This is a genomic window from Acidimicrobiia bacterium, assembly GCA_016650365.1.
Lineage (GTDB): Bacteria > Actinomycetota > Acidimicrobiia > Spongiisociales > JAENVV01 > JAENVV01.
The window spans coordinates 1-12490 of the sequence record JAENVV010000306.1; the positions used below are offsets into that span (position 1 = coordinate 1).

13 protein-coding genes are annotated in these 12490 nt (G+C 61.8%); 4 read left to right on the forward strand and 9 right to left on the reverse strand.

Going from position 1 to position 12490, the window contains the following annotated elements; genetic code table 11:
* A partial coding sequence (locus tag JJE47_16830) for a branched-chain amino acid ABC transporter permease (GenBank protein MBK5269088.1) occupies positions 1-287 on the reverse strand: 287 nt, incomplete at its 3' end.
* 112 nt (positions 288-399) lie between these two features.
* A complete protein-coding gene (locus tag JJE47_16835; GenBank protein ID MBK5269089.1) occupies positions 400-1758 on the reverse strand; it encodes an amino acid ABC transporter substrate-binding protein in 1359 nt (452 codons plus the stop codon).
* 170 nt (positions 1759-1928) lie between these two features.
* On the opposite strand from JJE47_16835, the gene JJE47_16840 reads away from it, so the two are divergent.
* Positions 1929-2627 carry an SDR family oxidoreductase gene (locus JJE47_16840; protein ID MBK5269090.1) on the forward strand — a complete coding sequence of 233 codons (699 nt, stop codon included), beginning with the start codon at positions 1929-1931 and terminating at the stop codon, positions 2625-2627.
* 8 nt (positions 2628-2635) lie between these two features.
* Here the strand turns inward: JJE47_16840 and JJE47_16845 are convergent, their stop codons facing one another.
* Both JJE47_16845 and JJE47_16850 read right to left on the reverse strand, forming a co-directional pair.
* The gene (locus JJE47_16845) at positions 2636-3070 is read right to left on the reverse strand and encodes a hypothetical protein (protein ID MBK5269091.1); all 435 of its coding nucleotides are present in this window, start codon (positions 3068-3070) and stop codon (positions 2636-2638) included.
* A gap of 12 nt (positions 3071-3082) precedes the next feature.
* Positions 3083-4117: a LacI family DNA-binding transcriptional regulator gene (locus JJE47_16850; GenBank protein ID MBK5269092.1), complete on the reverse strand. Its 1035-nt coding sequence runs from the start codon at positions 4115-4117 to the stop codon at positions 3083-3085.
* 190 nt (positions 4118-4307) lie between these two features.
* On the opposite strand from JJE47_16850, the gene JJE47_16855 reads away from it, so the two are divergent.
* Entirely contained in the window at positions 4308-5912 is a 1605-nt protein-coding gene (locus tag JJE47_16855) for an amidohydrolase (protein MBK5269093.1), read from the forward strand.
* Positions 5913-6060: 148 nt separating this feature from the next.
* On the opposite strand, the gene JJE47_16860 is transcribed toward JJE47_16855, so the two are convergent.
* Both JJE47_16860 and JJE47_16865 read right to left on the reverse strand, forming a co-directional pair.
* Complete coding sequence (locus JJE47_16860; protein ID MBK5269094.1) at positions 6061-7017, reverse strand: PD40 domain-containing protein; 957 nt, start codon at positions 7015-7017, stop codon at positions 6061-6063.
* A gap of 95 nt (positions 7018-7112) precedes the next feature.
* Positions 7113-8456: an adenylate/guanylate cyclase domain-containing protein gene (locus JJE47_16865; GenBank protein ID MBK5269095.1), complete on the reverse strand. Its 1344-nt coding sequence runs from the start codon at positions 8454-8456 to the stop codon at positions 7113-7115.
* A 262-nt stretch (positions 8457-8718) separates the two neighbouring features.
* Here JJE47_16865 and JJE47_16870 point away from each other — a divergent pair, with 262 nt between their 5' ends.
* Complete coding sequence (locus JJE47_16870) at positions 8719-9453, forward strand: SDR family oxidoreductase (protein MBK5269096.1); 735 nt, start codon at positions 8719-8721, stop codon at positions 9451-9453.
* Between the two features lie 28 nt (positions 9454-9481).
* Here JJE47_16870 and JJE47_16875 read toward each other — a convergent pair whose 3' ends face one another.
* The gene (locus JJE47_16875) at positions 9482-10462 is read right to left on the reverse strand and encodes a phosphotransferase (GenBank protein MBK5269097.1); all 981 of its coding nucleotides are present in this window, start codon (positions 10460-10462) and stop codon (positions 9482-9484) included.
* Between the two features lie 105 nt (positions 10463-10567).
* Between JJE47_16875 and JJE47_16880 the strand changes: the two genes are divergently transcribed.
* Positions 10568-11539 (forward strand): HIRAN domain-containing protein, encoded by a 972-nt coding sequence (locus JJE47_16880; GenBank protein ID MBK5269098.1) that lies wholly within the window; start codon positions 10568-10570, stop codon positions 11537-11539.
* Positions 11540-11560: 21 nt separating this feature from the next.
* Here the strand turns inward: JJE47_16880 and JJE47_16885 are convergent, their stop codons facing one another.
* Positions 11561-12034, reverse strand: coding sequence for a DUF4262 domain-containing protein (locus tag JJE47_16885; protein MBK5269099.1), 474 nt, complete (start codon positions 12032-12034; stop codon positions 11561-11563).
* Positions 12035-12151: 117 nt separating this feature from the next.
* Positions 12152-12490, reverse strand: a 339-nt coding sequence (locus JJE47_16890) for an HNH endonuclease (GenBank protein MBK5269100.1), incomplete at its 5' end; no start/stop codon positions are given.

A 12490-nucleotide genomic window follows, 5' to 3' on the forward strand; every position in this document is an offset into this window, starting at 1 on the left:
ACGAGGAGGGACTCGAACTCACCGATCTTGACCTTTTCGAAGAACAGTTGAAGGAGTGCTCCGACGATTACCACCGCCGGAACCACTGCCAGCACGGTCAGAAATGGGTCCCATCCGTGGTTGGTAGCGAGTTCGTAGGATCCATATCCCGCCAGCAGAATGAATGAAAAGTAGGCCAGGTTGATGATCTTTAGAACACCCCAGCTGAGGGATACGCCGAGGGACATCATGGCGTAGAGGCCACCGGCCAGAACTCCCGAGATGATGGCTTGTCCGTAGAGCGTCATCGAGCTGTCCCAACATCCGTGGTTGGCCGTTGCCGGTTCGATCCGGATCGCGGTCGGCTGGAAACCGACCGCGATCTCGAATCAAACTGGCGAGGCTCAGTACTGCAGGGGGTCATCCCTCCGGCGAGTATTGCACGCTCACGCCGTCGGGGGCGCCGTCGGCGGGCCAGACGACCACCCAGTCACCGTTCTGGATCTGCTTGACGTACGACAGGTCGCCGTAGTAGTTGTTCTGGTCCGGATCAAAGTCGATCGGACCGAAGACGGTGTCGATCGTGTTGTTCAGCAGATAGTCACAGTCTGCGGCTTGGTCGAGACTTCCGGCGCCTTCGATACCGGCAATAAGGATCTGCCAGGCAGCCCATGAGGCCGAAGCCTGGGTTTCAAATGCCGTGTACGGCAGTCCGGCCGCCGCGGCTGCATCCGAGAACGCCTGAGCGATCGCCGCATAGGCTGGATTATCTGTGAACGGTGTATGTGGCTCGAACGCCGTCACCGACATGGCACCATCTGCAGACGGACCGGCTCCCAACATGGGTCCCGGGGCGGGCCACTGGAGGAACATGCCAGGTACCTGGTAGTCAAGGGCGTCCATGGCAGCGATCAGGTTCGGTCCGTCGACGCCGAGGGCTCCAAGGAACAAGAAATCAGGGTCGGCGTCGCGTACCTGCGCGGCGATCGGGCCCCAATCGCTGGTTGTGCTCGGGTACTGAATGTCGAGTACGACGTCATACCCGCGGTCTTTGGCGATAGAGACGGCGCCGCCTTCGTCGGTGTCTGGCTCGCCGTACGCGACGTACATCGTGCCAGGGAACTGGTTGATGACGAAAGCAATCGTGGCCGGCGGAGTGCCGGTCGATTCGAGAGCGTCAAAGACCAGTTCGGAGTTCGTGATATTCGGATTGCGACCAGCTGGCCAGGCCGGGAACTGACAGTCATACCCGTAGGTGTAGGTGAGGCTTCCGGTGTGCTGGGGCAGCACGTACCCGTAGCGCTCGGCGACCTGCATGGCGGCGGTGATGGTTCCGGTTCCGTATGGTCCCATGATGGCGTCAACGCCGTCTTCGGTGATGAGGCGCTCGTAGAGGGCGGCAGCCTGGTCCGGTACGGATTCGTCGTCGAGGACAACCCATTCGACCGGTCGGCCGAGGAGGCCGCCATTGGCGTTCAACTGTTCAACGAACAGATCCCCGGCAACCTTGTGGATGGCGGCGGTTGGTGCCAGAAAGCCCGTAAGGGCCAGCGTGCTTCCAATGACGATCGGGTCACCGCTCGGAGCGGTAGGTGCCATAGTCGTGTCAGGCGTATTCGAGGCGGCGGTGGTGTCGGGGGTGCTTGGGGCTGCGGTGGTGCCGGGACTTGCGGCAGCCGTTGTATCGCTCGTTGAGCTCCCGCAGGCGGCGGCGATCATGGCAAACGCGACGAGCAGTATGAGTCCTCGTAGAAACTGACTTTGAGACGATCTTGTCATGTCTTGTTCCTCCTCCGTGCCCGGAGCGGGTTGCTCCGGAGCATTAACTGAATGTTCCCAGACATCATGCAAACGTTTGCACTAACCTACCAGAACCGTTTCGCGCCTGTCGGGGCGGGCGGGGAAAATCGATTCCGAGCGGACACAAGCAGATTTGAAGGGTGGTTGTCATGGCTGGAGCAGTTCTAGTTGTCGGAGGTTCATCTGGTCTTGGTCTCGACGTTGCCAGGCACTACGCCGATGCGGGTGAGCAGGTGTACCTGACGAGCCGGGACCTGGCTCGGGCCCAAGCGGCGGCGGCCGATGTCGGTGGCAACACTTCCGGTATCAGCCTCGACCTCGCTCAGCCGGAGTCGATCGCCGCAAGTCTGGCCGATCTCGGGGACATCAAGTATCTCGTCATCACCGCCGTGCTGCGTGACGAGAACACCGCCAAGGATTTCAAGATCGAAGGAGCCACGGCGCTCGTGACCATGAAACTCATCGGGCCGCTTGAACTCATCCGGGTCCTCGGCGATCGCTTGGGTGAGGGCAGTTCCATTGTGATCTTCGGTGGTCTTGCCAAAGAGCGTCCGTATCCGGGGTCGACCACGATCACCACGGTCAACGGTGGCGTCAGCACGATGATTCGTTCGTTGGCTATCGAGCTGAGCCCGGTGCGGGTCAACTCGATTCACCCGGCCGTGGTCGGCGACAGCTGGTACTGGGCGGACAAGCCGGCCGCCATGCTGGAAGGTCTGAAGGCACGGACGGCCAGCGGTCGGCTCATTACCACTTCCGACGTCGTTGGAGCCACGGTCTTCCTCCTAGAAAACCCCGGCATGAACGCCCACAACCTCAACATCGATGGCGGTTGGTTGGTTACCTAGCCGCCGGGTTATTCGGGAACGGCTGCCACGACTCGCAGTTCCAGGACGAGGCGAGGATCGGTCGCCAAACGGACCACCTCGACCGTGGTACTGGCCGGTCGATGGTTCCCGAACGCCTGTCCGAGCACCCGGTTGATGGCGTCCTGGTTGTCGGCGATGTCGACGATGTAGCGGGTTATCTCAACGACGTGTTCGAGGCCGCCACCGGCGGAGACCAAGACCTGGCGGATGGCTTCGATGGCCATGGCTGCCTGGTCGCCGGGATCGAGCGGGATGTCGTCGAACTCGGCAGCGATATGGGGATGGCTGTGATAGACCGGGGCGGCGGTGACGCCGGCCAGAAACACCATTTTTCCCGAATGCACTTTGACAGCCGGCGTGTACGGCATGTTGAAGCGACGCTCATTCTCGCCGGTGTGAATCATCTCGAATGGTTGTTCCATGCGTGCTCCGCCTTACTTGGTTGCTCTGGTGGATTCTCTGACAACGAGTTCGGGCTTCAGGGTGCAGCTCTCAACCTCTTCTCCACCAAGAAGACGCAGGATCATTTCGCCAGCCAACCTTCCTACGTCCTTGCCAGGGTAATTCACGGTGGTTAGTGACGGCGTTATGTGGCCGACCATGGGAAGGTCGTTGTAACCCGCCAGCGAAAGATCGTCGGGAACTCGTATTCCGTTCTCGCGGAGTCGTGAGAGTGCCCCGAGCGCCATGAGGTCGTTGTGCGCAAAGATGGCCGTCGGCATGGAGGTCGTCGTGTTGATCAGGGCTTCCATGATCCGGCGTCCTTCGGTGATGACCGGCAGGGTGGCTGTTTCCGGGACGAGCACCTGCTCAATCCCGTGCTCGCGGCACGCGGCCGTGAAGCCCTCATCTCGGCGGGGAAAGTTGGCCACATCGAGCGGCCCGCGAAGTTGGGCAACCAGGCTGTGCCCCGATTCGGCGAAGTGTTCGGCGATGGGGCGGCCACCGGCGTGTTCGTCAACTACAACTTCGGGAAGGCTTGTCCCGTCGAGGGGACGGCCCGCCACGACGATGGGAAGAATTCGCCCGGCCGACTCGAGGACTTGCCGATCGGCCGAACGAGCGCTCATCACGATCATGGCGTCGACTCGTCGGCTAAGCATGTGATCGAGAATGTTCGCAAAACGATCGTGGTCGTCTTCGGTCTCGGCGATCATCGGCATCATTCCTGCGGATTCGACGGCTGCCGTCAAGGCGTGGATGACCGGTGTGATGAAGGTGTTGCCGAGGTCGGCGACGATCACTCCGACTGTGGCGGTGCGCCCGCTTTTCAGGCCGCGGGCCACCATGTCGGGACGGTAACCGAGCCGGTCGGCGACGGCTTCGATGTGTTGGCGGGTGGCGTCTTTTACCCGTGAGTGGTGAGCAGGATCAAGGGCACGTGAAACCGTCGAGACGTGAACCCCCGCTTCGCGGGCGACGTCGAGCAGGGTCACGCCGCCCGCGCCAAGGTTCTCTTTTATGCTCATGTATCCATCATCTGCTTGCCATGTCTCGCCCGGGTTTGGCTCGACGGAATCCCGATTACCCGAATGAACCCTACGACTATTGGCGGTTCTCTGACGGGCGGATAATAGGATGCCAAAGCAGCGACCTTCAACTGATGGCGTACGGTGAAGAAGATATGAAGACATATCGAGACGACAGAAGGGACAACCGATGACGGTTGAGCACGGCGATCGCCTACTCGTAAACGGACGGATCTGGACCGGCGACGAACATGTCGAAGCAGTGGCGATCCGCAACGGAAAGATCCTGGCTGCCGGCTCCGATGAGGCGGTTCGAGAAATAGCCGAACGGGGCGCCGACGTCCTGGATCTCGACGGGCGGCGGGCCATTCCTGGTCTTATCGATTCACACGTTCATTTCCTGCGTGGTGGCCAGACCTGGAATGACATAGTCCGCTGGGATGGGGTCCCTAGTTTGGAGGAGGGACTCCGGCGTATCGCGGTCGCCGCGTCCTCCACTCCGGCGGGCACCTGGCTGCGGGTCCTTGGCAGCTGGCATCCCGGGCAGTTCTCCGAGGGCCGCGGACCCACTCAAGCCGAGCTCGACCGGGCCGCTCCCGATCACCCGGTTTATGTCCAGTTGTTGTACGAATGGGCAATCCTCAACTCGATGGCCGCCAATCTCGCACTCGGAGAGTCGAACCCGCCTGGCGGTGAGATCGAACGCGATGCCACGGGCGCTCCTACCGGCTTGATCCGCGGGCCGGGCGCCTTTGGCATGGTTCTCGGACAAATCCCAGCTCCCACCCGGGCGGCCCAGGTCGCCTCGACGAAGGCTCTCATGGCTGATTTCAATGCGACCGGTATTACCGGCGTGATCGATCCGGGGGGCTTCGGCGTGATCCCCGAGTCATACGGAGCGCTCTTTGATACTTGGAGAGCCGGAGAGATGACGTTGCGGGTTGGCCTATATGTCGTTCCCGGAGGGCGCGGTACCGAGGTCGAAGACCTGCGCCAATGGGTCCGATACGTCCAACCCGGCTTTGGAGATGACATGCTCCGTTATGTCGGCGCAGGTGAGATCCTTACCTTCGGCTGCCACGACCTTGAAGGGGTCAGGCCGTTCGAGGTATCGAAGGAGGCCAAAGCCGATCTCACCGAGATCACCCGTATGTTGTCTCTGGCCGGGTGGCCGATCCATATGCATGCGGTCCTCGACCCGACCATTGGTGCCGTTCTGGATGTGTTTGAGGAGGTCGCCGCGGACGTCGGTCTTCGGGGCCGTGTATCGCTGGCTCATGCCGAGCCGATCGGACGCCGTAACCTCGAACGGGTCAAAGCGTTGGGCATCGGGATTGCGATCCAGGATCGGATGATCATGCGATCGGCCGATTCGGCCGCTTTCTGGGGTGAGGAGATCGCCATCGACTCGCCGCCGCTCCGGGACATCCTCGACCTGGGAATCCCGTTGGGTGCTGGTACGGATGGGACGGTGGTTGCTTCCCATGATCCCTGGCAGTGCATCCACTGGCTGGTGACCGGCAAGTCGATCGACGGCGCCCCGCCCCGTTCGGAACGCCATCGGTTGACCATCGAAGAAGCGCTGGCTGCCTACACCTCCGGGAGCGCCTGGTTCTCGCTCGACGAACACAAACGGGGGACGCTGAAGCCAGGCATGCTCGCCGATATCGCGGTTCTGTCCGATGATGTCTTTGCCATTGACCCTGATTCGCTTACCAGCGTTCGGTCCGACCTGACGATGGTCGGTGGTGTCGCCGTCCATGCCGCCGGACCTTTTTCGGGGCCGGTCGTTTAGTTAGTCGATTGGCCGACTGGTTATGGCCGCATCTTCGGGTGGTATCCACCCCGGTAACCGGTGCTGGTTGCCGGAACCGGGTCGCCACCGTCGATGGGGATCGTCGCCAGGACGCCGTCCGTCCCGTCCCCCAGGTTTGCGACAAAGATTATCCGGCCGTCGGCTGTGAACGACGGATGGGTACGTTGCCGCCCGATGAAGCGAGCGTCGTCAGGCGGGTGAGATCCGACCCGTCGGGATGGATCGTGTACAGATCATATGCTTCGTGGCCCGGGGCGCCGAGGGATGCGAACACGATGAGCGTTCCGTCCTCGCTCCAGTCGGCCGTCTCGGCATACAGTTCGGGCTCCGTCAGTGGGCGAACGGTCGGCGGGGTCGTGGTGAGGTCGATGACCGACAAGGTGACTCCCGTGACTTCGGCGTCACCAGCCGGACCGGTCCGATGCACAACCTCGAGGACGATCGACTTCCCGTCCGGCGACCAGCGGGGTCCGGCGTAGAAGTCAGTCGGTCCAGCATCGAGGATGATCTCGGTGTCTTTGGTAGCGACGTTGAGGGTCTCGAGGGTTGACCGTACACCGTCGGAATCCTCGGTCATCCGAGTGAAGACAATCATCGTTCCGTCAGGAGACCAGGCTGGATCGTCGAAGTATTGGCACGGATCGACGCAGGCCAAGGCGACGGTGGCTTCGGTGCCGTCGGCGTTTACGATCCGCAGGTCCTCTGTGCCGTTCTGGTTGGCCACAGCGAATACGATGCGCTGTCCGTCTGGTGACCAGTCGGGGTTGGTCTGGCCGTAGCCGCTGACCTCTTCGGTCGGGGAATGTGCTCCGGTGCCATCAGGACGAATCAGGAAGATCTGGTCCCCGCCACTTCCGCCCTGATAGACAATCCATAGGTCGTCGGCGAGAACGACCGTCGGGTCGGAGATCGTCGTCGGCACTGGCGTAGCTGTGGTGGTTGTCGCAACCGCCTGACTTGTCGTGGTCACCGCCACCCGACCCGTAGTCGTCGTGGTTTCGTTGCTCTCAAGGCCTTGAGCCGACGAACACGCGGTGGATGTCAAGGTCAGTACTGCAAGGATGGATAGAGATCCCCGATTCATCTTCTGGCTCCAACGGGCTCACCGACGAAGTCGAAGCCGTTCCGGGCACCCTCGAAGCCGAATGTTCCACGACTAGCCGTCGATAGGGCGGCAGGTCAGCCTTGGACGGAGAACAGCTCCCAGGTGCCGGGGATCCCTTTGAGCGATTGCTCCCCGAGTGAGGTGAAGGCGAGGCCTGATCCGGCCACAAGGTCTTTGACCGTCCGGGAAACGACTACCTCACCGGACCCTGCATAGCCCATGACCCGCGAGGCGAAGTGGACGGCGACTCCACCGATATCGTCGTCGCGCAGTTCGATCTCGCCGGTGTGGAGTCCGGCGCGGATTTCGATGCCGAGATCCCGAGCGGCGCTGGCGATGGCGTGGCCACAACGTATGGCACGGGCCGGGCCATCGAACGTGGCAAGGATGCCGTCTCCGGTTGTCTTAATGAGACGGCCCCGATGATGCTCGATTTGTTTGCGGCAGAGGGTGTCGTGCCGATCGAGCAGGTGTCGCCAGGCTTGATCGCCCATTTCGACGGCCTGGACGGTCGAGTCGACGATGTCGGTGAACAAGACAGTGGATAGGACCCGGGTGATCTCACGCTCGGGCCTTGTCCCGGTGACGAACTCTTCGATTTCGGTGAGAACCGATTCGGAGTCTTCCGTCCAGGGGAGATGATCCTCGCCGTCGAGTTCGACCAATTTGGCCTCAGGGATTCGTGCTGCCATGTATCGGGCCCCTTCGATAGGGGTGGACCTATCTCCGGTGCGGTGAACGATCAAGGTTGGTACGGCGACACTGCTCAAGATGTCCCGGATATCGATTTGGTCGTTCATGACGGCCAGGGCATGGGCGGCGGCCGGACTGGCGGCCGAGCGGGCGTATTTTACGAAGCCGTCGAAGAAGGCCTGGTTGCCGATCATCGAGGGAGCTCGTGATTCGAAACTCACCCCGTCGGGCCAGTGATTCAATACCAGATCGAGGCGCTCTGCTTGAGCTTCGGGACTCGGAGCCCACGGGTAGTCGGCGCGCGTACTCTTGGCTGCGTATCCGCCGTAAAGCATCAGCCCGAGGCTTCTTTCGGGATAGGTGGCCGCGAAGAGGGTGCTGAGCACAGCTCCTTCAGAGTGGCCAAAAAGGTACGCCTCCTCACAGCCCACGGAATCCATCACGGCCCGCACGTCGTCCATTCGTTGTTCCATGGTTGGCAAGTGTTCAATGGAGACCCGGTCGGAGAGGCCGACACCTCGCTTGTCAAACATGATCAGCCGGCTGAACTGGCTTAGCCGATGCAGGAACTGGGCTTGATACGGATCCTCCCACATCATGTCGAGGTGGGAGATCCATCCCGATACGTACACCAGGTCGGGGCCGTTGGCTTCGGACACCTGGTATGCGATGTTGATGTCATCGCTCTTGGCGTACCGCACTGGCGGTGGGTTTGGTGTCTGCAAGGTGGTCCTATGGCTGAGTCGGGCCGATACTACCGAGGCCCATGCCGGGCCGGACCAATGGTCTCCGAAACCCACCGGGTGGAAGGTATCGAGGGGCGCTGGCGATTTGCCATCGGCATCAGGGCTGCAATGAGAATCTCCCGGCAGACTCAGGGAACGTGCAGGCCCTGACTGGCCCGGTTGATCCGGTATCGTGGCCTTTGACCTGGGAGGGCTTGATGGACGACCGGACGAAGATGGCGGGACCAAGAGGAGCGGTGGGATGACCTTTGCCTCAGAAACCTGGGTGGTAACCGGCGCGTCCAGGGGGGTTGGCGCGGCGATTGCCGATGGTCTGTGGGCCCGGGGAGCCCGCTTGGTTCTCAACGCCCGGAAGGCTGCTGCCCTTCAGGCCAAGGCCGATGAGCTTGGCGACCCAGATCGGGTGCGGGTGGTGGCAGGTGACATTGGCTCGGCTGAAACCGCGGTCCATATCGCAGCTGCAGCCGTCGAACTCGGTGGCCCATTTGGCGTCATTCACAATGCAGCGGTAGCCGGGGCCGGTCCAATGATCTGGGAAACCACCGCAGGCGAATCGGCGGCGATTCTTGGAGCAAGCCTCGATGGCGGTTTGCACCTCGTCAGGGCGATGATGCCGGCGATGCTTGAACAAGGCGAGGGATGTTTCGTCTTCGTCGGATCTGGCATCGCCGAGCGGAATCTGATCGGGGTCGGGTCCTATGGAATCGCCAAGGCAGGTGAAGAGTATTTGGCCCGCCAGCTTGCAGTTGAAGCTCCAGGACTGGCCAGCTTTGTCTGGCGGCCGGGGGTAGTTGACACCGACATGCAGACTGAAGCCCGGTTGGCTCCCACCGAAGTAAGCAAGGTGTTCAAGTCGTTCCAAGACGATGGCATGTTGGTTTCCCCTGCCGAGGCAGCCGCTGATCTGCTGCGTCACTTGTCGGGGAGTCGGTCTGCCCTAAGTGGCACGATGGTGTCGGTACCGCGCAAGGGTTAGGCGGCGCGACTACCCAGTCGGCGCCTGGCTAGCTGGTGGCGAAGCGCTCCAGGAACCGTTCGAGGCGAGGGAAAGCTCGCTCATAGAACTCCTTTGGGTCTTCGCCAAGGTTGAGCATGAAGTTGACAAACATGATCGTGCGAGCCGCCATGAACGTTTCGAGCTGCCCTTCATATTCGACTGGCCACGGTGCCACCTGGCGGTAGCCGGTCTCAAAGGCGGCCCGCAAGTCGGCGTACTCGGGGTGATCGCGCTCGTAGAACAGCGTGATGGCGATGTCCTGGGCGCGATCTCCCCACGCCACGTCTTCGAAGTCGAGGGCGATCATTCGTGATCGGGCCACGTGCACGTTCCAGGGATGCAGGTCGGCGTGGATGATCTGGGCGCCCTTCGGGTCCAGTCTCCCGAAGGCCGGAGTCACCGCATCGATGGCCCGTTCGAGGATTTCCATCCGACCGCCGGCGAAATGGTGGGCGTGTTCCGGCAGGTGATAGACCACCGGATCCGAGGGCTCCTGCCAATAAAAGACCTTGTCCCAGGCCATCGGCTGATGAGGTGGCTGATAGTCCTTCCCGGCGATGTGCAGGCTCGCTGAGAGCCGGCCCAACTGTTCGTACCGAGGCGGGGTCAGGTCTTCGGCCAGCGGCTTGCCAGGGATCCATTCGAACAAGACGCATCGCCGTGGCTCCGGCACCCCGGTCGCGGCGGCGTAGACCGAGCGCTCGCCTGAGGTGGCCGGCATGACCCGACACACGTCAAGGTCGGATTCTTCCAGGGCCGCCAACCAGTCGAGTTCGACAGCAACGTCTTCGTCTGTGTGGTCCTGGATGTAGTCGACCCGGAGCGTGTACGTCGATGTAGCCGTATCGATGCGAAAGATCACGTTGGTGAAGCCACCGACCAGGCGCATGGACGTCGGCGTGATCGGAAAATGACGGAGGGCTTCGGTGGCCACCGTTCGGATCCGTCGAAACCGTCCTCGTTCAGTGAGTTGTTCCCATGGTTTCACGGCGACGGAGCGTAACAGGGGTGTTCGTGACGTGGGTCTGCTTCTTCGTCAGTATCCACCCGGACTCCGACCGGGTTCGCTAGGTTCGGTGGTGGAGGAAGTGCCATGGCAACCGTTGGAGATTCGCCGTCTGAATCCTCCTCTTCGTCCCATCAGCCAGACGTCCTCGTGCTCGGTGGCAGGCAGTCCCTTGAAGTGGCCGGTGAGTCCCGTCATCAGGACGCGCTATGGCATATCGTCGGCGAGCATCCCGGGGGACCCGACCGGATCCGTCAGAACGTGATCGCGATTCTGCGACCCGACCCGAACAACCCGTACGACGAATACGCCGTAGATGTCGTCGTGACCGACCATCGTGTCGGCCATCTGTCCCGGGAGGATGCGGCCGACATGCAGCATTCCATCGTCCGTCTTGAACGGCAGCACGGCAGGGCGATTGGCTTGCGAGGAGTCATCGCCGGTGGGGGACGTCGGGCGAACGGCCCCGGGCAGTTGGGGGTGTTTCTCTCGTACGACCCGACCGATTTCGGCTTGCCCCCTACCGCGGTCGATGACTCTACGACCCGGCGTCAGGGTCGTCGGTCGGTGAGGACCGGATTGAGCGTGGCCGCCTCGACCGACCGGGAAGACTCGCGTTACGACCTGTCCTGGACGGACGGACTTGCCGGAGACTCGGTCCGCCGCATTGGCCAGGTCCGCAAACTGTTGGAAACGGAGACCCATCCGATCGATCGGCACTTTATGTTTGCTCAGCTCGAAAAGGATCTGTACTACTGCCGGGACACCTTTGAGTCCGCCTTGGCGGAGTATGACGAGGCCTGCGTTCTCCACGACAGCGAGATGGAGTCGATCCAGCCTTCACTGGTCGAGAAGTTTGGCAAGGTTCCGATGCTTGAGACCTATCGGCAGATGTGTATTCGGCAGCAGAAAGCCAAGGCCTGGGACTCGGGCCTGCTCTGGGCCGAACGTGGCATTGCTCTATACGGATCCGAGGCTGCCAACGGCGAATGGGTGGCCGATCTCGCCGACCGCGCCACCCGGTTCCGCCAGAAGATCGGTCAGGGGGGAGGCGCCTAGCGTCGCTCACTTCCCGGCCAGTTACGGCGCCGTCCACCACGGGTCACCGAGGAGCGGTTGTTGTTCGGTCGTGATGGTCGGAAGCCGGCCGTGTTCATCCGACCAGACGAGTTGGATCGCTCGGAACCCTTCGGACCCGCTCGCCCGACGATAGATGGCCATGTTGAACCATTCTCCGGCGGTGATGATGTCAGCATCCACTTCGAGAACGGCGACCCGTGAGGCATCGCCACAGGAATGGACCATGATGTCGCCTGGCGCGGGCCAGGGCTCATCGCCCGTGGTTGACGCTCGGCAGAGGTCGTTGAGCATGGTGGCGGCTTGCCTATCGGGCATCCCGACGATGATGAGTTCCGGCTGACCGAACCGTTCGATTCCGATCGTGTACACCCAGTTGGGTCCAAGCTCGTCCGCAGATGACGAAACCGACTGGCATGCCCATCCATACTGTTTGATGGTCTTTGTGAGATGTCTTTGGTATTCGCGCAGCAACATACTCCGGCAACGAAGACACATGGTTCTTCCCCCCTATCCATTGGTGCGACTCTCGGGAAGTGCGTTTGGGGGAAGCTTCTTCAAGGGAAGTGCCTTCGGGCTGATCGCCCGGGGTTCTTAGGGTGGTTGGGGTTTGTTGGTGTAGGTGTGTCCGAGTCGGCTGGTCCATTGGTGGTGGCCGTTGGGGAGTTTTTGGTAGGTCCATCCGGCTTGGTGTTTGATGCGGTGGTCGTGTCGGCAGGTGGGGTCCAGGTTGGCCGGTGTGGTGGGTCCGCCGTTGGCCCAGTCGACCGTGTGATCGACGTCGCTGTGGATGGCGTGGATGCGACAGCCGGTCATGACACAGTGGGGGCTGTGCGCTCGGATGATTCGTTGTTGTTGGGCGGTGGGTCGCCGTCTTGTGACACCCACTCCGACCGGTTGGCCGTTGTCGTCGGTGACGACGAATTCCCAGAC